Below are 20,800 nucleotides of genomic sequence, written 5' to 3' on the forward strand. Positions count from 1 at the left end.
TTGTTCAGCAGCGGGTGCCGATGGTTGCATAATAATCTAACCATATAGGCACCTAAATATCTGAATGGCTATTGGTTATACCCGCAATGCTTTTTCAATGGAATGCATAGCCGGCGGTGCTGATGCTGGCGGAGCTAGGCGTACAAGTCGATGCGAACACCGCAGACTACCTGCGGATCACACCATCAGTGAAATGAATACGTATGTAAAAATAAGTTATAAAATTAATTATAATAAAAACCCATCGGGGATTATAGAGCCCCGATGGGTTTCATTAATAAATTAAAATTGTTTTGGCAAACCAGAGTCAACCCTGAGCATTTGCCCTAAAGAGAAACTCTTTGCTTGAACCATATCTGTTCCTGTTCCATAGCATGTAATCGTCGCACTTCCTGGTGGGCCTAAAATCTCAGTGATTCTAGGACCCAACTTAGCCCATTTAACACGAATAACACAGGCCGAGGGGGCATTGGAAACCGTATCAAAGTTTACATTATATGTGATTTCGCCAGTGTGGCCACCTAGTTTCATCCAAGGCCCCCAAAACATTGGTGGTGCCCAGATAACGATTGAGCTCATAAATTCTCCTGTTTGACTTTTATCGATAGAATATAATTTTATGATTTAAAAAAATGTTATTTATTTCAATGGTTATGTTCTTCTTTCCAGTTGTCCTCATTTGATATTTCTATAATCTCAATATTTAATCCTTCTACAGCGGATGAAAAATAGCTTAGGGCTTGTTCTTTAGTTGCGATAACTTCTGAAACGCAACTGATGTCACTACCATTATTGTTTTTTAGGATAAACATAAAATAGTGTTTAGAAACCAATGTTTCATTGTTCATATAAACCTCTTATTTCCGAAATAGAACTGTAAAAGAAACTTCATTCAATGGCTGTGTATATAAACATGGTTATTTACACAGTGATTTGACTCTATCGGTTGGGCTTTGATGTGTCAATTGTTGAGAGCTATTCTCATTTGTGTGGTTGAGGAGACAAAACTTTCGGGTAATAAAGTGTCCTGATGGTGAGTCGTGGGCGTTACTGTGGGATGTAGGGAAAGAAGGCGAAATGGACCATTGCTATTTGAACGATGCGGTAACCTCATCCTTTGCCGTGAAATATGTTACGTTGGATTGCGTAGTATAAAGATTGAGGCGCAGTAAGTTTTAAAGTAAAGCGCCTATTCTTGGGGAGACTCTCATTGCGCCCGTTTCGCCTGCAGCAGCCATTTGTCCAGCTCGTTGGCGAACTGCTGGCGGTCGCGCTGGTTCAGGGCGTTCGGGCCGCCGGTCTGAATGCCGCTGGCGCGCAGGGTATCCATAAAATCGCGCATGTTGAGGCGCTCGCGAATGGTGTCCGGCGTATAGCGTTCGCCGCGCGGGTTCAGCGCCACCGCGCCTTTCTCTATCACCTCCGCCGCCAGCGGAATGTCGGCGGTGATCACCAGATCGCCCGCTTCACAGCGGCGCACGATCTCGTTGTCGGCTACGTCGAAGCCGGCCGCCACCTGCAGCGAACGGATGTACTTCGACGGCGGCGTACGCAGCGGTTGGTTCGCCACCAGCGTCACGGTGATGGCGGTACGATCGGCGGCGCGGAACAGCACCTCTTTGATCACGTTCGGACAGGCGTCCGCATCGACCCAAATCTGCATCATTTCGGCTCCTGCAGCCAGTCACGCACCGGCAGGAAATCGCGCGCCAGCGCCGCTTCCGGACTGTCGCCTTCCGGCTGGTAGTTATATTCCCAACGCACTAGCGGCGGCATCGACATCAGGATGGACTCGGTGCGCCCGCCGGTTTGCAGCCCGAACAGCGTGCCGCGATCCCACACCAGGTTGAACTCCACGTAGCGGCCGCGGCGATACAGCTGGAACTGGCGCTCACGCTCGCCCCAGGTCAAGGTCTTGCGTTTTTCGACGATCGGCAGATAGGCGTCGAGGAAGCCCTGGCCCACCGCGCGGGTGAAGGCGAAGCAGTGGTCGAAGTCCGGGGTGTTCAGATCGTCGTAGAACAGGCCGCCGATGCCGCGCGCTTCGTTGCGGTGCTTGATGAAGAAGTAATCGTCGCACCATTGCTTGTATTTCGGGTAGACCTCGTCGCCGAACGGCGCGCACAGTTCGGCCGCGGTGCGGTGCCAGTGCACGGCATCCTCTTCGAAGCCGTAGAACGGCGTCAGATCAAAGCCGCCGCCGAACCACCACACCGGCGCTTCGCCCGGTTTTTCGGCGATGAAGAAACGCACGTTGGCGTGGCTGGTGGGCACGTAGGGGCTGAGCGGATGGATAACCAATGAGACGCCCATCGCCTGAAAGCTGCGCCCGGCCAGTTCCGGACGGTGCGCGGTCGCCGAGGCCGGCAGGGTGGCGCCGGAGACGTGCGAGAAGTTAACCCCCGCCTGTTCGAACACCGCGCCGTTGGTCAGCACGCGGCTGCGGCCACCGCCGCCTTCTTCACGCGTCCATTGGTCTTCGGTGAACACGGCGCCGCCGTCGGCCTGGGCGAGCTGCGCGCAGATATGATCCTGCAGCGCCAGCAGGAAGGATTTTACTTCAGCGATGTTAGGTAAACTCATGCGGGGTCTTTATAGCGTCTGGCTGAACAAGGCGCTGAGTATACTCTTATTCGCCGCCCGCGGCATCAGCGGGGTTTGCGCTGGTGGGTATCGAAGTAATTGAAGAAATTGATGATGCCGTCCGCGATGGCGCGGGCGATTTTCTCGCGAAACGCGGTGGTGCCCAGCAGCCGCTCTTCGTTCGGGTTGGTGATGAACGAGGTTTCCACCAGCACTGAGGGAATGGACGGAGATTTCAGTACCGCGAACGCCGCCTGTTCCGTGCTGTCGCTGTGCAGGTGGTGGACCGGGCGAATTTGGCCGAGCACGTGGCGGCCGAGCGTCAGGCTGTTGTTGATGGTGTCGGTTTGCACCAGATCGAACAGCACCTGCTGCAGGTAGTTGTCCTGATCCTTATATTTGCCGCCCGCCGACGACGTGGCGGCGTTTTCACGGTTGGACAGGTAGCGCGCCATGGCGCTGCTGGCGCCGCGGTTGGAGAGGGCGAACACCGAAGCGCCGGAGGCCGATGGGCTGGTGAAGCCGTCGGCGTGAATCGAAATAAACAGATCGGCCTGGTGCTGGTGGGCGATCTCCACCCGCTGGAACAGCGGAATGAACTCGTCTTCTTCGCGCGTCAGGCGCGCCTCGACGTGATCGTGCTCATGCAGGAAACGGCGCACGTGGTTGGCGATTTCCAGCACGATGTGTTTTTCCTGCGAACCTTCGTGGCCGACCGCGCCGGAGTCAATGCCGCCGTGGCCGGGATCGATCATCACCAGCTTTTTGCCGCCGGCCGGTTTCGCCGCCGGTTTGCTGTGCTGATTGCGCAGCAGGCCTTCCGCCCTGGCGCTTGGGTTTTTCACGCCGAACAGCGCCACCGCCAGGCCGGAAAGCAAAAGTTGGCGTCGCGTCGGGGAAACGGCAAGCGGTTTAAAATTGAGGAATTGTTTACCCTGCTTTTTCATTACGCAACGCTCCATCGACGTTTCTATTTTGCGACGTTATATCGTATTGATAATCATTAATCGACCCGATAACTATTTCCATTTATTACGCCTGTTACCGGCGATTTCCGGGTAAATAGCGTGGTAAATCGCAGTTTGATATTGCGTAAGTGAATAATCACGCGATAATCAGATAAACACCTTAATTAACAGCGGCCAACATCGATGGAAATTCGCGTATTTCGACAAGACGACTTTGAAGAAGTCATTACCCTGTGGGAGCGCTGCGATCTGCTGCGGCCCTGGAACGATCCGGAAATGGACATCGAGCGCAAGCTGAACCACGACCCGGAGCTGTTCCTGGTGGCGGAAGTCGGCGGCGAAGTGGTCGGTTCGGTGATGGGCGGCTATGACGGCCACCGAGGGTCGGCGTATTACCTCGGGGTGCATCCCGACTATCGCGGGCGCGGCATCGCCAATGCGTTGATCAACCGTCTGGAGAAGAAGTTGATCGCCCGCGGCTGCCCGAAGATCCAGATTATGGTGCGCGAAGACAACGACACGGTGGTCGAGATGTACGAGAAGCTCGGCTACGAGATCCAGGGCATCACCAGCCTGGGCAAGCGGCTGATCGAAGATCAGGAATATTGAGCAGGCAGCGGGCGGCGGCGTTGCACCGCCCGCCGCAGTGCATTACGGCAGCTTTTTGACGGTTTTCACGTCCACTTCGAGGCTGTTCCAGTCTTTATCCACTTTGCCTTCCAGCTGTACCTTGTCTTTCGGCGTAACGGTTTGGCCGTTCCAGCGTTTGCGATCGATATCGACTGTCAGGGTGCCGGTGGCGTCGCGGAAGGTATAGGTTTCGTCGCCGATGCGCTGCTCGATGTTGCCCTGCAGCATCACCCAGGCGTCGTCGCTCAGCGATTTCACCTTGTCCACGGTGGTCAGCGCCGCGCTGGGGCCGGAGAAACCACCTTGAGCGGTGGTTTGCGTTTGGGCCTGCGGCGCGGCCGGATCGAGGAACCCGCCTTGTTGCGCCAGTACCGGTGCGCTGCACAGCGCGATCAGAGCGGCCAGAGTCAGTTTTTTCATGTTGCGCTTCCTTATCGTTATCGAAAATCACATCCCGCTGATATCGGGTGCTTGCTAGGTGATAAGGATTAAAACACGCCGATCTTAAGAGCTTCTTAAGCCGGCGCATTGAAATTCACGCCGGCTGCGCCCATCTGTAGCCGTAGTCTTTATTCTGTTGGCAAGGAACGATCGTTGAAGCCATTCTCCCCCCGGTTTTCCCCGGACGATTACGACCAGCACGGCGCGCTGCGGCTGCCGCTGGGATTTTGGGCCGTGCTGATTTTGCAGGCGCGCACCTGGCTGCTGTTCGTGATGGCCGGCGTTTCGCGTGAACAGGGCGAAAGCTTGCTGGCGCTGTTTTATCCGGATACCCAACGTTTTTGGTACGGCATGCTGCTCGGCTTGCCGGCGGCGCTGGCGTTTTTGCTGAGCGGCCGTCGCCATCAATGGCCGCGGCTGTGGCGGGGCTGGCGTTGGGGGCTGGCTGTCTCCCTGCTGGCGTCGCTCGGCGGCGCGTTGTTCAGCCTGTGGCGCCAGGACGGCGATGCGCCGGGGCTGGAACTGACGCTGGCGCTGCTCGATGCGCTGGCGCTGAGCTATCTGCTGTTGAATGCGCGTCTGAAAGCCTGTTTCACGCCGGCGGAGCATGCCGACTAATTGCCGAGAAGTGCGGCACTTTTCGCATTTTCCGCACTCCAAGCTGGCAACCGTTGGCGTAGTGCGGGCCGTTGTGAGAGGCTGGCACGCAGCAAAACGCCGAGTGCGGCAGGGGCGGGTTACCGCCCCGTGCCATTGATGTTTAAGGAGCTAGAGATGAATATTCGCCCCCTGCTGTTAGGGCTTCCGCTGTTATTGACCGGCTGTTCGAGCATGTCCAATTTCTCCTGGTCCAGCCTGTCGCCGTTCAACTGGTTCGGCAGCAGCCTGGAGGTCGGCGCCAAGGGCGTCGGCAAGCTCAACGCCGGCACGCCGATGTCGGAAAGCGCCATCAACGACGGGCTGGACGGCAACTATCGCCTGCGCGGCGGCATGGCGACCAACAACGGCCAGATCGTCTCTTACTACCAGGCGCTGTCCGGCGACGAGGTGAAGCTGGTGATCACCGGCGAACCGAAGGGGCGCCTGCAGCGCCTGGACGTGCTGGATCCGAAAGTGGCGACGGAGTGGGGCAACAAGCTCGGCACACCGTTCGGCGATATGTACAGCAAGGCGTTCGGCTCCTGTAAACCGGGCAGCGGCGAAGACGCCGGTAAAGTGGAGTGCGTGGCGGAGCAGAGCAAGTACGTTACCTACATCTTCAGCGGCAAGTGGGCCGGGGCGCAGGATATCATTCCGCCGGACGACACCCTGAAAAGTTGGACGGTCAGCAAAATCATCTGGCACGCCAAGCCGCAGCAGTAATATGTTCAACGGGCGCCGGTTCGCGGCGCCTGCCTTTTCAAGCCATTACCCCTATTTTCTTTGCGCTGCTGCAAGGCAATCGCCCGTGCTTGCGGTATGATAGCGCGCGTTTGTAACAGGGAACCCGCGCGTCAACCGCCATACCTTACCTGTTGCCGGATTCTGGTATTGAGGATAACAACATGACACAGGTTCAGAGCGGTATTCTGCTGGAGCATTGCCGTTTCGCCATTTTTATGGAAGCCACCGTACAGGGCGAATTCGCCGACTTGCGCCAGGGCTGCAAGCAGTTTTGTCAGACGCTGAGCGAGCTGCAGCAGCAGTTTCCCGATGCGCGCCTCGGCGCGGTGATCGCTTTCGGCTACGACGTTTGGCACGATCTCTCCAGCGGCCAGGGTGCGAAAGAGCTGAAGCCGTTCACGCCGCTCGGCAAAGGGCTGGCGCCGGCCACCCAACGCGATATGCTGATCCACATCCAGTCGCTGCGTCACGACGTCAACTTCACGCTGGCGCAGGCTGCGTTGGCGGCGTTCGGCAACGCCATCAAGATTGAAGAGGAAACCCACGGTTTCCGTTGGGTGGAAGAGCGCGATCTGAGCGGCTTCATCGACGGTACTGAAAACCCGCAGGGCGATCAGCGCCCGGCAGTGGCGACGATCGCCGAAGGCGAAGAGGACGCAGGCGGCAGCTACGTGCTGGTGCAACGCTACGAGCACAATCTGCGCCAGTGGCAGCGTTTTACCACCGAGCAACAGGAGCAGATCATCGGCCGTACCAAGCACGACAGCGAAGAGCTGCCGGCCGATCAGCGCCCGGATACCTCGCACGTCAGCCGCGTCGATCTGAAAGAGAATGGCAAGGGCCTGAAAATTCTGCGCCAGAGCCTGCCTTACGGCACCGCCAGCGGCAAGCATGGCCTGTTCTTCATTGCCTATTGCGCGCGCCTGCACAATATCGAGCAGCAGCTGCTGAGCATGTTCGGCGATCTGGACGGTAAACGCGACGCGATGCTGCGTTTCAGTCGTGCAGTCACCGGCAGCTACTACTTTGCGCCATCGCTGACGCGCCTGCTGTCACTTTGACGCCGTTGCTGAAGCCGGCGCGCCCGGCTTCGGCCCGTTTTTCCGCCCCTAAAACGCCTCGCATTCCCTGCCTTATAGCGTTTGATGCTTGTAAATCACTAAACGGTATATAAAAGCGTTACAGCTCCGCACCGAGTTATAAATACACTGGTCGTCAATAAGGCGAAAGCCTGAAGGAATGACTCAGTGATAAGGTGCAGAATGAAACAAAACCGGGTTAAAAATCTCGTGCTGAAAGGTTGGCTGGCGGCTGCGCTGTTGGCGAGCGGCGCCGCGTCGGCGGCGGAATTGCTGAACAGCTCTTATGACGTTTCCCGTGAATTGTTCGTCGCGCTGAATCCCGGCTTTGAACAGCAGTGGAATCAGCAGCATCCGAACGACAAGCTGACCATCAAACAATCGCACGCCGGCTCCTCGAAGCAGGCGCTGGCGATCCTGCAGGGCCTGCGGGCCGACGTGGTGACGTACAACCAGGTCACCGACGTGCAGATCCTGCACGATCGCGGTCAGCTGATCCCGGCGGACTGGCAGGCGCGCCTGCCGAACAACAGCTCGCCGTTCTATTCCACCATGGCGTTTCTGGTGCGCAAGGACAACCCGAAGGGTATCCACACCTGGAACGATCTGGTGCGCGACGACGTGAAGCTGGTGTTCCCGAACCCGAAAACCTCCGGCAACGGCCGTTACACCTATTTGGCTGCCTGGGGCGCCGCCAGCCAGGCCGACGGCAATGATGCGGCCAAGACTCGCGCCTTCATGACCCGTTTCCTGAAAAACGTGCTGGTGTTCGATACCGGCGGCCGCGGCGCGACCACCACCTTCGTCGAGCGCGGTTTGGGCGACGTGTTGATCAGCTTCGAGTCCGAAGTGAACAACATCCGCAAGCAATACGGTGAAGACAAGTACGACGTGATCGTGCCGCCGATCGATATTCTGGCGGAGTTCCCGGTGGCCTGGGTCGACAAAAACGTCGAGCGCAACGGCACCGAACAGGCGGCCAAAGCCTATCTGAACTATCTCTACAGCCCGGCGGCGCAGCAGGTGATCACCAGCTTCTACTACCGCGTGTATGACCAGAAAGCGATGGCGGCGGCGAAGGAGCAATTCCCGGACACCCAACTGTTCCGCGTGGAAGACCAGTTCGGCGGCTGGCCGCAGGTGATGAAAACCCATTTCGCCACCGGCGGCGAACTGGATCAGCTGTTAGCGGCAGGGCGCAAGTAAATGTTGGCGTTGTCGTCCAGTAAGCGGGTGTTGCCCGGATTTGGCCTCAGCCTCGGCAGCAGCCTGTTTTATACCTGTTTGATCCTGCTGCTGCCGCTCTCCGCGCTGGTGATGCAGCTGGCGCAGATGAGCCTGGCGCAATACTGGGAAGTGATTTCCAACCCGCAGGTGGTGGCGGCGTATAAAGTGACGCTGCTGGCGGCCGGCGTCGCCAGCCTGTTCAACGCGGTGTTCGGCATGCTGATGGCCTGGATCCTGACGCGCTACCGTTTTCCCGGCCGTTCGCTGCTGGATGGCCTGATCGATCTGCCGTTCGCGCTGCCGACCGCGGTGGCCGGCCTGACGCTGGCGGGGCTGTTTTCTACCACCGGCTGGTACGGTCAGTGGCTGGCGCACTTCGACATCAAGGTTACCTTTACCTGGCTTGGGATCGCGGTAGCGATGGCGTTCACCAGCCTGCCGTTTGTGGTGCGAACCGTGCAGCCGGTGCTGGAAGAGCTGGGGCCGGAATACGAAGAGGCGGCCGAGACGCTGGGCGCCACGCGCTGGCAGAGTTTTCGCCGCGTGGTGCTGCCCGAGGTGGCGCCGGCACTGCTGGCCGGCACCGCCATCTCCTTTACCCGCAGCCTGGGCGAGTTCGGCGCGGTGATTTTCATTGCCGGCAACATCGCCTGGAAGACGGAAGTGACCTCGCTGATGATTTTTGTGCGTTTGCAGGAGTTCGATTACCCGGCGGCCAGCGCCATCGCCTCGGTGATCCTGGCGGCGTCGCTGCTGCTGCTGTTCAGCATTAACGTATTGCAAAGCCGCTTCGGCAGGCGTTTAGGGGGAGGGCACTGATGGCTGATGTTTCTGCCTTCAACGGCGCCGAGCGCCCGCGCGTCAACTGGGGCAAGTGGACGCTGATCGCCATCGGCGCGCTGTTCTCGGTGCTGCTGCTGGTGGTGCCGATGATGTCGATTTTCGCCGAGGCCTTTTCCAAAGGATTCGGCGCGATGTGGAGCAACTTGCTCGATCCGGACATGCTGCACGCCATTTGGCTGACGGTTTTGATCGCGCTGATCACCGTGCCGTTCAACCTGGTGTTCGGCACGTTGCTGGCGTGGTTGGTGACGCGCTTCACCTTCCCCGGCCGCCAGCTGCTGCTGACGCTGATCGACATCCCGTTCGCCGTTTCACCGGTGGTGGCGGGGCTGATTTACCTGCTGTTTTACGGCAGCAACGGCCTGCTGGGCGGCTGGCTGGATGCGCATAACATCCAGATCATGTTCTCCTGGCCGGGCATGGTGTTGGTGACCATTTTCGTCACCTGTCCCTTCGTGGTGCGCGAGCTGGTGCCGATGATGCTCAGCCAGGGCAGCCAGGAAGACGAGGCCGCTATTCTGCTGGGGGCGTCCGGCTGGCAGATGTTCCGCCGCGTGACGCTGCCCAACATTCGCTGGGCGCTGCTGTACGGCGTGGTGCTGACCAACGCGCGCGCCATCGGCGAGTTCGGCGCGGTGTCGGTGGTGTCCGGTTCGATTCGCGGCGAAACCTACAGCCTGCCGCTGCAGGTCGAGCTGTTGCAGCAGGATTACAACACCGTCGGCTCCTTTACCGCCGCCGCGCTGTTGACCCTGATGGCGATCGTTACCCTATTTTTGAAGAGCGCGCTGCAGTGGCGTCTGGAACGTCAAAACGCGCGTATCGAGCGGGAGGAAAATCATGAGCATTGAGATTAACGGCATCAACAAGTACTTCGGTCGCACCAAGGTATTGAACGATATCTCGCTCGATATTGCTTCCGGCGAGATGGTGGCGCTGCTCGGGCCGTCCGGTTCCGGCAAGACCACGCTGCTGCGCATCATCGCCGGGCTGGAAAGCCAGAGCGGCGGCAAGCTGGGCTTCCACGGCACCGACGTCAGCCATATGCACGCGCGCGACAGGCGCGTGGGTTTCGTGTTTCAGCACTATGCGCTGTTCCGCCACATGACGGTATTCGACAACATCGCCTTCGGCCTGACCGTGCTGCCGCGCCGCGAGCGCCCGAACGCCGCGGCGATCAAACAGAAAGTGACCCAACTGCTGGAAATGGTGCAGCTGGGTCACCTGGCCAACCGCTATCCATCGCAGCTGTCCGGCGGGCAGAAACAGCGCGTGGCGCTGGCGCGCGCCCTGGCGGTGGAGCCGCAAATTCTGCTGCTGGACGAACCGTTCGGCGCGCTGGATGCGCAGGTGCGCAAAGAGCTGCGCCGCTGGCTGCGTCAGCTGCATGAAGAACTGAAATTCACCAGCGTGTTCGTCACCCACGATCAGGAAGAGGCGATGGAAGTGGCCGACCGCATCGTGGTGATGAGCCAGGGCAATATCGAACAGGTCGGGTCGCCGGTCGACATCATGCGCGAACCGGCGAGCCGCTTCGTGCTGGAATTCATGGGGGAAGTGAACCGCCTGAACGGCGAAATCCGCGGCTCCCAGCTGTTCGTCGGCGCGCACCAGTGGCCGCTGTCGTTCCAGCCGATGCACCAGGGCAGCGTCGATCTGTTCCTGCGCCCGTGGGAAATGGAAGTGGCGACCGAGAGCAGCGAGCGCTGTCCGCTGCCGGTTCAGGTGCTGGAAGTCAGCCCGCGCGGCCATTTCTGGCAGCTGACGGTGCAGCCGATCGGCTGGCATCAGGAACCGATAAGCATAGTGCTGCCGGAAGGCAACGCCACGCCGGTGCGCGGCGGCCGTTATTACGTCGGCAGCCTCAATGCGCGGCTGTATGCCGGCGATCAACTGCTGCAACCTGTTGCGTTAGCCAAAAGCGCCTGATAGGTTTTAGCAGCCCTTTTCTTCAAGGCAACCCCAGGGTTGCCTTTTTACTTTACGCACACCAACACACAGGCAAAGATCGTGACAACGCTCGAACAATGCATCGGGAATACCCCGCTGGTAAAACTGCAACGGCTGGCCGCCCAGGCGGGCAGCGAGGTATGGGTCAAACTGGAAGGCAATAACCCGGCGGGATCGGTGAAGGATCGCGCCGCGTTGGCGATGATTCAGCAGGCGGAGCTGCGCGGTGAGATCAAGCCCGGCGATGTGCTGATTGAGGCCACCAGCGGCAACACCGGCATTGCGCTGGCGATGATCGCTGCATTGAAAGGCTATACGCTGAAGCTGCTGATGCCGGAGAACATGAGCCTGGAGCGGCAGGCGGCGATGCGTGCCTACGGTGCGGAACTGATCCTGGTCAGCCGTGAGCAGGGAATGGAAGGGGCGCGCGATCTGGCGCTGGAGATGCAGCGCCAGGGGCAGGGTAAAGTGTTGGATCAGTTCAACAACCTGGATAATCCCTATGCCCATTTCACCACCACCGGCCCGGAGATCTGGCGCCAGACCGAAGGGCGCATCACGCACTTCGTTTCCAGCATGGGCACCACCGGTACCATTACCGGCGTGGGCGGTTATCTGAAAAGCCAGAATCCGCAGGTGCAGATCATCGGCCTGCAGCCGGCGGAGGGCAGCAGCATCCCCGGCATTCGCCGTTGGTCGCCCGCTTATCTGCCGGGTATTTTCCGCCCGGAGCTGGTGGATCAGGTGCTGGACATCGAGCAGCGCGATGCCGAGCAGACCATGCGCCAGCTGGCGCAGCGTGAAGGCATTTTCTGCGGCGTCAGCTCCGGCGGCGCGGTAGCCGGTGCCTTGCGCGTCGCGGCGGCTAATCCCGGCAGCGTCGTGGTGGCGATCGTCTGCGATCGTGGCGACCGTTACCTCTCCACCGGCGTGTTCGACTGATCGTTCCTTCCCGGCGGTGTGTGCCGTCGGGAGAACCTTTCCCACTTTCCTTTCGACAGACGGCGGCCCCGCTTACGTGGTGGCTGCCGCTTGCTCGTGCGCCAATGCCATGACTGAAGTAGAGAAATCGCGCGACAGCAGCCACAATAACGGTGGCGAGATGCGAACCGCGATGTGTAAGGATTGAGTAAAACCGGCTGCGGGCCGGCGGAATTGGCGGGAAAATAACGAAAATCGGTGAAGGAGCAAGGCATGAAAATTTTACTGGTCGACGATGACCTGGAGCTTGGCACCATGCTGAGCGAATACCTGACCGGCGAAGGCTTCGACGCCACGCTGGTGCTGACCGGCAAGGCGGGGGTTGAGGGCGCGCTGTCGGGCGACTATACCGCGATGATCCTCGACATCATGCTGCCGGACATGAGCGGCATCGACGTGCTGCGCGATGTGCGTAAAAAGAGCCGGCTGCCGATCATCATGCTGACCGCCAAAGGTGACAACATCGATCGGGTGATTGGCCTGGAGATGGGCGCTGACGATTACATGCCCAAACCGTGCTACCCGCGCGAATTGGTGGCGCGCCTGCGCGCGGTGCTGCGTCGTTTCGAAGAGCGGCCGCAAGAGGCGGACGACGAAGCCGCCATCAGCTTCGGCGAGCTGACGCTGAATCCTTCAACCCGCAGCAGCGAATGGCGCGGTAAGGCGTTTGATCTGACCGCTTCGGAATTCAATCTGCTGGAGCTGTTGCTGCGCGCGCCGGATCGCGTGGTGTCGAAGGATGAATTGTCCGAGAAGGGGCTGGGGCGCCCGCGCGAGGCCTATGATCGCAGCGTGGACGTGCATATCAGCAATATCCGCCAGAAGCTGAGCGCGCTGGCCGGCAATACGCTGAGCATCGAGACGGTGCGCAGCATCGGCTATCGCATTCGGTAACCTGACATGCGCGGAAGACTGTTCTGGAAAATTTTGCTCGGCTTTTGGCTGACCTTCATCATCATGACGCAGGCCCTGTGGGTGGCGTTTTCTTTATATGGCGATCGTTATGTGCCGCCGGAGAACGCCATGGCGCGGCGGGTGATAGGTCTGCAGCTAACCTCCGCCGCCACCCAATTGCGTAGCGGCGGCATGCCGGCGCTGGAAGCCCTGATGCGTGACTGGCCCGAGGACGACAGGCGCCTGCTGTCCGTCACGCCGATGACCCAACCGCCGCCGCCCGCGCCGGAAGAACCGGTGTTTGAAGGGCGGCGCATGCCGAAAGAGATTTCCGCCTGGGTACAGACCGGCGAAGGGCAGGGTTACTGGCTGAGCTATGACGTGCGCGGGCTGCGGGAAGAGTATCGGCCGGAGCGGCGCTCCCATTTCTTCAACATTCCTGCGCCGATGCTGTGGGTCGGCGGGCTGGGCGGTTTGCTGTTCAGCGCCGTGCTGGCCTGGAACCTGACCCGGCCGATGCGTCAGCTGCGCGGCGGCCTGGATCGGGTGGCGCAGGGCGATCTGTCGGTGCGGCTGTACCCGAAGATGCGGCGGCGCCATGACGAACTGTCCGACGTGGCGCGCGATTTTGACACCATGGCCGAGCGGCTGGAGCTGCTGGTCAGCGCCCGCGAGCAGTTGCTGCATGACGTTTCGCACGAGCTGCGTTCGCCGCTGGCGCGCCTGCAGCTGGCGATCGGCCTGGCGCGGCAGAATGCCGGCAACGTCGAAACCTCGCTCAAGCGCATCGAACACGAGTCGGGGCGGCTGGACAAAATGATCGGTGAGCTGCTGGCGCTGTCGCGCGCCGAACACAGTAGCCTACCTGACGAAGAGTATTTCGATCTGTACGGCCTGGTGGACGCGGTGGTGAGCGATGCACGCTACGAGGCGCAGGTGCCCGGCGTGGATATCGTGCTGCAGGCCGAGTCGGACGTGGAGTACACCGTCAAAGGCAATGCGGAGCTGATGCGGCGAGCGGTGGACAACATCGTGCGCAATGCGCTGCGCTTTTCCAGCCACGGCCAGCGGGTGACGGTGGCATTGACGCGCGTCGATAACCAGTTCCAGATCGCGGTCAGCGATCAGGGGCCGGGAGTCGAGGAGGCGAAGCTGTCGAGCATCTTCGATCCGTTCGTGCGCGTGAAGTCGGCCCTGTCGGGCAAGGGTTACGGCCTGGGGCTGGCGATTACCCGCAAGGTGGTGCTGGCGCACGGCGGCCAGGTTGAGGCGCGCAATGGCGACAAAGAGGGGCTTATCATCACTCTGCGTATCCCGCGCTGGCAATAATAGACTATCTTACTTGCCATTTTGAACTAGGGCAGTGCTCGCCTTCGTCACGTACTGTGTGTACGTTCCGAAGGTTGCGCGCTGTCCATGTTCAAACTGCCTGCGCCGATAACGTCTATTATCCGCGGCATACCCAAAGGATTTCGAATTGCAGCTAGGCGGCAAGCGGGGGAATCCCCGGGAGCTTACTCCGGTAAGTGACCGGGGTGAGCACGTGCGGCCAACAACGCTGCGGTTCGAAAGAAGAAGGGGATAAAAAAACGGCGCCGAGGGCGCCGTTTTTCTTGCTCATCCGCGCTTACTTCTTGATGCGGATGATCGGGGTTTCGCCAACGGTCACGCTGCCGGACAGTTTGATCAGCTCTTTGATCTCGTCCATGTTGGAGATAACGACCGGCGTCAGGGTAGACTTGGCTTTCTCTTCCAGCAGTGGCAGGTTGAACTCGATAACGACGTCGCCTTTCTTGACGCGCTGACCTTCTTCGGCGATGCGTTTGAAGCCTTCGCCTTTCAGTTCTACGGTATCGATGCCGAAGTGGACGAACAGCTCAATGCCGCTGTCGGATTCGATAGAGAATGCATGGTTGGTTTCGAAAATCTTGCCGATGGTGCCGTCAACCGGAGCAACCATTTTGTTGCCGGCCGGTTTGATGGCGATACCGTCGCCAACGATTTTTTCAGCGAACACTACGTCCGGCACATCTTCGATATTGACGATTTCGCCAGAAAGGGGAGCGACGATCTCGATAGTGCCCGTGTCTTTCTTGTCATCAGAAACCAGAGATTTCAGTTTATCGAACAAACCCATGATCTTCTCCTAAGCATTAAATTGGGCGGCGTTCCAGTGTCGTGGAAGTTTAGCAGAGCGTTTTTTCTTCGATGAATTTATTGACGCAATTCATCAGGTCTTGTGCCGTTGGCTGTGCCAAGGCTTGCGCTGCCAACGCCTTCACATCTTCGAAATTCGTGTTACGAATAATTTTCTTGATGCGCGGGATTGAAATCGCACTCATGCTGAACTCATCCAGCCCCATGCCCAATAACAACAGTGTAGCACGCTCATCGCCAGCCAGTTCGCCGCACATGCCGGTCCACTTGCCTTCTGCGTGAGATGCATCAATAACCTGTTTGATCAGGCTAAGTACTGATGGGGACATCGGGTTATAGAGATGAGAAATCAGCTCGTTGCCGCGATCTACCGCCAGAGTATACTGGGTTAGATCGTTTGTCCCAATACTAAAGAAGTCGACTTCTTTCGCCAGGTGGTGAGCGATGACCGCCGCAGCCGGTGTTTCCACCATCACGCCCACCTCGATGCTCTCGTCAAACGCCTTGCCTTCTTCGCGCAGCTGCGCCTTCAGCGTCTCGATTTCGCCTTTCAGATCGCGCACTTCTTCCACGGAGATGATCATCGGGAACATGATGCGCAGTTTGCCGAACGCCGAGGCGCGCAGGATGGCGCGCAGCTGGGCGTGCAGGATTTCACGGCGGTCCATCGCGATGCGGATGGCGCGCCAGCCGAGGAACGGGTTCTCTTCCTTCGGCAGGTTCATGTACGGCAGGTCTTTGTCGCCGCCGATGTCCATGGTGCGGACGATCACGGCCTGCGAGCCCATGGCTTCCGCCACGGCTTTATAAGCCTGGAACTGCTCGTCTTCGGTCGGCAGCGAGTCACGGTCCATGAACAGGAATTCGGTACGATACAGGCCGACGCCTTCCGCGCCGTTGCGCTCTGCACCCGCGACGTCGCGCACGGTGCCGATGTTGGCGCAGACTTCAACCTGATGGCCGTCCAGCGTAATCGCCGGCAGGTCCTTCAGCTTGGCCAGATCGTTTTTCTCGGTGATGTATTGGTTCTGGGCGGCTTTCAGCTGATCGATAACGTCAGCGGTCGGGTTAACGTAAATTTTGTTGTTAACCGCATCCAGAATCAGGTAGTCGTCGTTTTTCACCTGCTTGGTCACGTCGCTGGTACCGACGATCGCCGGCAGCTCCAGGGAGCGCGCCATGATAGAGGTGTGGGAGGTGCGGCCGCCGAGATCGGTAATGAAGCCCAGCACTTTGTCCAGGTTCAGCTGCGCGGTCTCTGACGGGGTCAGATCGGTGGCCACCAGGATCACTTCGTCCTGAATGGAGCCCAGATCGACGATCGGCATGCCCAGAATGTTCTGCAGCAGGCGCTTGCCGATGTCGCGCACGTCGGCGGCGCGCTCTTTCAGGTATTCGTCGTCCAGCTCTTCCAGCGCTTTCGCCTGACCTTCGATCACGGTGTAGGCGGCGGCGTCTGCGGAGGCCAGATCGTCTTTGATTAGGGCTATGATTTCCTGCTCAAGCTCTTCGTCTTCCAGCAACATGATGTGGCCTTCGAAGATAGCTTCCTTCTCTTCGCCGAAGGTTTCGCCAGCTTTGGTCTTGATCGCTTCCAGCTGTTCGGACGCTTTCGCGCGGCCGGCCAGAAAACGCGAGACTTCCTGCTCTACTTGATCAGCAGAGATTTTTTTCCGGTTGATGACGATGTCGTCTTCTTTCAGCAAGAGAGCCTTACCAAAAGCGATGCCCGGTGATACTAAAATGCCTGAAATCATAACCCTACCTTACTCTTGACTGGTGTTAACTAAAAAGACGGGCCGATTACTCAAGCTCTGCCATCAGTTTTACCAAGTGCTCAACGGCTTTCTGCTCGTCTTCACCTTCAGCTGAGATGGTCACTACGGTCCCTTGAGTCAGCCCCAGAGTTTGCAGTTTGAACAGGCTTTTAGCGCTGGCGCTTTTGCCGTTGGAGGTCACGGTGATGTCAGACGTGAAGCCTTTGGCTTCTTTAACGAACTGAGCGGCAGGGCGAGTATGCAGACCATTCGGAGCGGTAATAGTAACTTCTTGCTGGAACATTGATGTTTCCCCAACTTATTGGATTAATGTTGTGGAGCTAAAGTTTAGCCCAGGGGCCTGACTTTAGCTTGTCTGGTTATAGCGCCTGACTATGGACAGGGGCGAACGTTGATGCAACAGAAAACGACGCGTTAGGCACTTCAGATCAAAAAACTCGGCTTTAGACGTCGTTCCAATCCGCTCCCCATTATGCCCGATTCGACGCGTCGGCGACAGATGAGTAAATCGATTCAGCCTTGACCGGGCTCGGGGGGTGATTAATTTTGCGCATCGAAATAATGCACCGTTAAATACTAAAGCCGACGGGCAAAAGCAATCTTGGACTGCTATAAAGTTTGATCCAGTCCACAAAAAAGCACCCCGTAGGGTGCTTTTTTAGCGATTTGTGCAGTGGCGGAATTACTGCTGCAATTCTTGCTCAGTGAACAGATCCGCGAACAGCGCGGTGCTCAGATAACGCTCACCGGAAGAGGGCAGGATCACCACGATGGTCTTGTCGGCGAACGCCGGTTCTTCGGCCAGTTTCACCGCCGCCACGACCGCAGCGCCGGAGGAGATGCCTGCCAGGATGCCTTCTTCGTCCATCAGGCGACGTGCCATGCTGATGGCTTCGTCGTTGGACACTTTCTCGACGCGATCCACCAGGTCCAGATCGAGGTTGCCTGGAATGAAGCCGGCGCCGATGCCCTGGATCTTGTGCGGGCCCGGTTTCAGCTCTTCACCGGCCAGCGCCTGGCTGATGACCGGCGAGTCGGTCGGCTCGACCGCCACGGTGGTGATGGCCTTGCCTTTGGTGTTCTTGATGTAGCGGCTGACCCCGGTCAGGGTGCCGCCGGTGCCAACGCCAGAGATGAACACGTCGACGTCGCCGTCGGTGTCTTCCCAGATTTCCGGGCCGGTGGTTTTTTCATGGATGGCCGGGTTGGCCGGGTTGCTGAACTGCTGCAGGATCAGATAACGGTTCGGATCGGTGGCGACGATCTCTTCGGCTTTGGCGATGGCGCCTTTCATGCCTTTCGCCCCTTCGGTCAGCACCAGATTGGCGCCCAGCGCCTTGAGCAGCTTGCGGCGCTCGATGCTCATGGTTTCCGGCATGGTCAGCGTCAGCTTGTAACCGCGCGCGGCGGCAACGAAGGCCAGCGCGATGCCGGTGTTGCCGCTGGTCGGCTCCACCAGTTCTTTGCCGGCGGTCAGCACGCCGCGTTGTTCCGCATCCCAAATCATATTGGCACCGATGCGGCATTTGACGCTGAAGCTCGGGTTGCGTGATTCAACCTTGGCCAGAATGCGTCCGTTGCCGATACGGTTCAGACGAACCAGCGGCGTATGGCCGATTGTTAATGAGTTGTCTTCATATATCTTGCTCATAGCCCGTCCTTTAACTCTATGAAAATGTGGGGAACATCGAAAGCATACGCTAACAGTACCGGCAGGGAAGTAAAGAATTGGTATATCTATATGTTATTAGGAAATAAGTTTTAAGCACAATGATAAGGGCGCGAAATGCGCGCCCTGTCGAAAATTCCCGCGCTATCGGCGGTAAAAAACGGCGGTTATCGGACGAATTGCGAGCGGTAGCGATCGACCCACATCGCGGTGGCGCCGCAGACGGCGACCGGCAGGATCACCAGATTGAGGATCGGGATCATGGTGAACAGGCTGACCAGCGCGCCGAACTGCAGGTTGTCGGTTTTGTGCTGGCGCAAGGCGCGGCGCATGTCGGCAAAGCTCACCTTGTGGTTGTCGAACGGGTAGTCGCAATACTGGATCGCCAGCATCCAGGCGCTGAACAGGAACCACAGCACCGGCGCCACCGTTTGGCCGATGCCGGGCACGAAGTACAGCGCCAGCAGCAGCAGCGCGCGCGGCAGGTAATACATCAGCTTGCGCCATTCGCGCGCCATGATGCGCGGCAGATCTTTGGCGATGCCGAGCAGGCCGGTGTCCGGCAGCGGTTTGCCGGTCAGGCTGCCTTCGAGCTGCTCGGCCAGCAGGCCGCAGAACGGCGCGGCGATGAGGTTGGTGAGGGTGCTGAACAGATAGCTGAACACCAGCAGCACCGAAATGACCGCCAGCGGCCACAGCAGGTAGCTCAACCATTGCAGCCAGTCGGGAACGTGGCTCATCATCGCCGGGATCCAATCGCCGAGCCGGCTGAACAGCCACCAGAAAGCGGAACCCATCAGCAGCACGTTGACCAGCAACGGCAGGACCACATAGCGTTTAATCCCCGGGCGCGAAATCAGGCGCCAGCCTTCGGCGAAATAGTGAATGCCGCTGGTTGAGCGGGCAGGGGGCTGCGTATAGGACATATCTTAAGTTATCTCGTTGTCTGAACAGGCATCATTATCATATAGGGATGATTTTCCACTGGCTAGGGTAGGGTTGGCTGAAAAACCAGCAGAAAAAGGCAGTATAATCATCTTTATTGGCATAAAGTTCAGCACGGACTTGCACTTGTGTGCGCGGGCAAATAGAGTTAAAGAGTGAATGTTTGCCGCGGTGGCAATGTATTGGAACAACAGAGATAGCAATGATGCAGGATTTGCGTCTGATATTAATCGTTGTTGGCGCGATCGCCATAATAGCGCTGTTATTGCACGGTCTGTGGACCAGTCGCAAAGAACGGTCAGCGCTCTTCCGCGATCGCCCAGCCAAACGTTCCCAAAAGGAACGTGAACAAACTCCGATCGACGATCTCGAAGAAGGCGTCGGTGAGGTGCGCGTACGCGCCGCTCACCCGCAAGACGAGCCGTCATTCGGCCATTTCGATGCCGCACGCGAAGAACCCGTGGCCGCGACGAAGCCCGCTCCGGCGGCTGCGCCAGCGCCCCACGCCGTTCAGCCGGCTGCCCATCAGACGCCGCCTCCGCTGTCTCAGCGGCCGGAATATGATGACATCCTACTGAACAACTATGCGCCGGACGAAGAACAGGCCGAACCGCAGCAACCGCAACCGGCCGTGCGCCGTGAGCCGCGCGTCGACGATCTGCCGCATGAACATGAGGCGCCGCAGGGGGCGGAACCGGCATTCCACGCCGAGCCAGCCCCAGTGCAGCAAACGCCGGAAGTGAAGCCTGCGCCGGAACCTGCACCGCAGCCGGCGGCTGCGCCAATTCAGGCTAAACTGAAAGAGACTGTGCTGGTGCTGCACGTCACGGCCCACCAGGGCGGCGTAATCGGCGGTGAGGTGCTGCTGCAGAGCGTGTTGCAGGCCGGCTTCCAGTTTGGCGAGATGGGCATCTTCCACCGCCATATCAGCCCGGCCGGCAGCGGCCCGGTGCTGTTCAGCCTGGCGAACATGGTCAAGCCGGGATCGTTCGATCCTGACATGATGTCCGATTTCTCCACGCCGGGCGTGTCGATGTTCATGATGGTGCCGTCTTACGGCGACGCCAATCAGAACTTCAAGCTGATGCTGCAGTCGGCACAGCGTATCGCCGACGACGTGGGCGGCGTGGTGCTGGACGACGAGCGCCGCATGATGACGCCGCAGAAGCTGGAAACCTACAAAGCGCGTATCCGCGAAGTGTTGGAAAACAACGCCTGACCGGGTTGCCGCGCGCACTGAACATCCGTAACAACAAAGCCCCCGCTAGCCGG

The 20,800-nt window shown here is 58.8% G+C and carries 23 protein-coding genes; 12 read left to right on the forward strand and 11 right to left on the reverse strand.

All coding sequences use genetic code 11. From position 1 onward, the window contains the following. Positions 1–282 precede the first annotated feature (282 nt). The 5 genes from FUU19_RS18400 to amiA form a co-directional block, all read right to left on the reverse strand. Positions 283–579, reverse strand: a complete 297-nt coding sequence (locus FUU19_RS18400; RefSeq protein WP_072271551.1) for a colicin Z C-terminal domain-related protein — start codon at positions 577–579, stop codon at positions 283–285. A gap of 65 nt (positions 580–644) precedes the next feature. Then, complete coding sequence (locus tag FUU19_RS18405) at positions 645–848, reverse strand: hypothetical protein (RefSeq protein ID WP_072271550.1); 204 nt, start codon at positions 846–848, stop codon at positions 645–647. A 359-nt stretch (positions 849–1,207) separates the two neighbouring features. Then, positions 1,208–1,663 carry a YaiI/YqxD family protein gene (locus FUU19_RS18410; protein WP_004936514.1) on the reverse strand — a complete coding sequence of 152 codons (456 nt, stop codon included), beginning with the start codon at positions 1,661–1,663 and terminating at the stop codon, positions 1,208–1,210. Next, positions 1,663–2,583, reverse strand: coding sequence for an oxygen-dependent coproporphyrinogen oxidase (hemF, locus tag FUU19_RS18415; RefSeq protein WP_151428855.1), 921 nt, complete (start codon positions 2,581–2,583; stop codon positions 1,663–1,665). The genes FUU19_RS18410 and hemF overlap by 1 nt, the downstream gene beginning before the upstream one ends. Before the next feature lie 65 nt (positions 2,584–2,648). Continuing rightward, entirely contained in the window at positions 2,649–3,530 is an 882-nt protein-coding gene (gene amiA / locus FUU19_RS18420; protein WP_230507301.1) for an N-acetylmuramoyl-L-alanine amidase AmiA, read from the reverse strand. 204 nt (positions 3,531–3,734) lie between these two features. Between amiA and FUU19_RS18425 the strand changes: the two genes are divergently transcribed. Continuing rightward, the gene (locus tag FUU19_RS18425; protein WP_004936504.1) at positions 3,735–4,160 is read left to right on the forward strand and encodes a GNAT family acetyltransferase; all 426 of its coding nucleotides are present in this window, start codon (positions 3,735–3,737) and stop codon (positions 4,158–4,160) included. A gap of 42 nt (positions 4,161–4,202) precedes the next feature. On the opposite strand, the gene FUU19_RS18430 is transcribed toward FUU19_RS18425, so the two are convergent. Further along, the gene (locus tag FUU19_RS18430) at positions 4,203–4,601 is read right to left on the reverse strand and encodes a YgiW/YdeI family stress tolerance OB fold protein (RefSeq protein ID WP_033643970.1); all 399 of its coding nucleotides are present in this window, start codon (positions 4,599–4,601) and stop codon (positions 4,203–4,205) included. 174 nt (positions 4,602–4,775) lie between these two features. On the opposite strand from FUU19_RS18430, the gene FUU19_RS18435 reads away from it, so the two are divergent. The 10 genes from FUU19_RS18435 (at position 4,776) to FUU19_RS18480 (ending at position 14,308) form a co-directional block, all read left to right on the forward strand. Beyond that, positions 4,776–5,240, forward strand: a complete 465-nt coding sequence (locus FUU19_RS18435; RefSeq protein ID WP_230490606.1) for a DUF2919 domain-containing protein — start codon at positions 4,776–4,778, stop codon at positions 5,238–5,240. 156 nt (positions 5,241–5,396) lie between these two features. Continuing rightward, the gene (locus tag FUU19_RS18440) at positions 5,397–5,984 is read left to right on the forward strand and encodes an RpoE-regulated lipoprotein (RefSeq protein WP_230507303.1); all 588 of its coding nucleotides are present in this window, start codon (positions 5,397–5,399) and stop codon (positions 5,982–5,984) included. Positions 5,985–6,166: 182 nt separating this feature from the next. After that, positions 6,167–7,066 carry a Dyp-type peroxidase gene (locus FUU19_RS18445; RefSeq protein WP_151428849.1) on the forward strand — a complete coding sequence of 300 codons (900 nt, stop codon included), beginning with the start codon at positions 6,167–6,169 and terminating at the stop codon, positions 7,064–7,066. A gap of 201 nt (positions 7,067–7,267) precedes the next feature. Next, on the forward strand, positions 7,268–8,290 hold the full coding sequence (locus FUU19_RS18450) for a sulfate ABC transporter substrate-binding protein (protein WP_230490607.1): 1,023 nt from the start codon (positions 7,268–7,270) through the stop codon (positions 8,288–8,290). Then, positions 8,291–9,130 (forward strand): sulfate/thiosulfate ABC transporter permease CysT, encoded by an 840-nt coding sequence (cysT, locus tag FUU19_RS18455; RefSeq protein WP_004936486.1) that lies wholly within the window; start codon positions 8,291–8,293, stop codon positions 9,128–9,130. Then, entirely contained in the window at positions 9,130–10,005 is an 876-nt protein-coding gene (cysW, locus tag FUU19_RS18460) for a sulfate/thiosulfate ABC transporter permease CysW (protein ID WP_230490608.1), read from the forward strand. Before cysT ends, cysW begins: the two co-directional genes overlap by 1 nt. Then, positions 9,995–11,083, forward strand: coding sequence for a sulfate/thiosulfate ABC transporter ATP-binding protein CysA (cysA, locus tag FUU19_RS18465; RefSeq protein ID WP_141967407.1), 1,089 nt, complete (start codon positions 9,995–9,997; stop codon positions 11,081–11,083). Before cysW ends, cysA begins: the two co-directional genes overlap by 11 nt. An 81-nt stretch (positions 11,084–11,164) precedes the next feature. Next, positions 11,165–12,046: a cysteine synthase CysM gene (cysM, locus tag FUU19_RS18470; RefSeq protein WP_202669954.1), complete on the forward strand. Its 882-nt coding sequence runs from the start codon at positions 11,165–11,167 to the stop codon at positions 12,044–12,046. A gap of 252 nt (positions 12,047–12,298) precedes the next feature. Then, positions 12,299–12,979: a response regulator transcription factor gene (locus tag FUU19_RS18475; protein ID WP_038881296.1), complete on the forward strand. Its 681-nt coding sequence runs from the start codon at positions 12,299–12,301 to the stop codon at positions 12,977–12,979. Between the two features lie 6 nt (positions 12,980–12,985). Continuing rightward, positions 12,986–14,308, forward strand: a complete 1,323-nt coding sequence (locus FUU19_RS18480; RefSeq protein ID WP_219228088.1) for an ATP-binding protein — start codon at positions 12,986–12,988, stop codon at positions 14,306–14,308. 298 nt (positions 14,309–14,606) lie between these two features. On the opposite strand, the gene crr is transcribed toward FUU19_RS18480, so the two are convergent. The 5 genes from crr to cysZ all read right to left on the reverse strand — a co-directional run bounded on the left by crr (position 14,607) and on the right by cysZ (position 19,509). Further along, positions 14,607–15,116 (reverse strand): PTS glucose transporter subunit IIA, encoded by a 510-nt coding sequence (gene crr / locus FUU19_RS18485; RefSeq protein ID WP_004936467.1) that lies wholly within the window; start codon positions 15,114–15,116, stop codon positions 14,607–14,609. A 49-nt stretch (positions 15,117–15,165) separates the two neighbouring features. Continuing rightward, entirely contained in the window at positions 15,166–16,893 is a 1,728-nt protein-coding gene (ptsI, locus tag FUU19_RS18490) for a phosphoenolpyruvate-protein phosphotransferase PtsI (RefSeq protein ID WP_025303782.1), read from the reverse strand. 46 nt (positions 16,894–16,939) lie between these two features. Then, positions 16,940–17,197 carry a phosphocarrier protein Hpr gene (gene ptsH, locus FUU19_RS18495; protein WP_004936458.1) on the reverse strand — a complete coding sequence of 86 codons (258 nt, stop codon included), beginning with the start codon at positions 17,195–17,197 and terminating at the stop codon, positions 16,940–16,942. Positions 17,198–17,596: 399 nt separating this feature from the next. After that, a complete protein-coding gene (gene cysK, locus FUU19_RS18500; protein ID WP_141967414.1) occupies positions 17,597–18,565 on the reverse strand; it encodes a cysteine synthase A in 969 nt (322 codons plus the stop codon). 185 nt (positions 18,566–18,750) lie between these two features. After that, positions 18,751–19,509: a sulfate transporter CysZ gene (gene cysZ, locus FUU19_RS18505; protein WP_038881306.1), complete on the reverse strand. Its 759-nt coding sequence runs from the start codon at positions 19,507–19,509 to the stop codon at positions 18,751–18,753. Between the two features lie 221 nt (positions 19,510–19,730). On the opposite strand from cysZ, the gene zipA reads away from it, so the two are divergent. Further along, entirely contained in the window at positions 19,731–20,747 is a 1,017-nt protein-coding gene (gene zipA, locus FUU19_RS18510) for a cell division protein ZipA (protein WP_230490609.1), read from the forward strand. Positions 20,748–20,800 lie beyond the last annotated feature (53 nt).

The sequence above is a fragment of the Serratia montpellierensis genome (assembly GCF_020858655.1).
GTDB classification, from domain to species: domain Bacteria; phylum Pseudomonadota; class Gammaproteobacteria; order Enterobacterales; family Enterobacteriaceae; genus Serratia; species Serratia montpellierensis.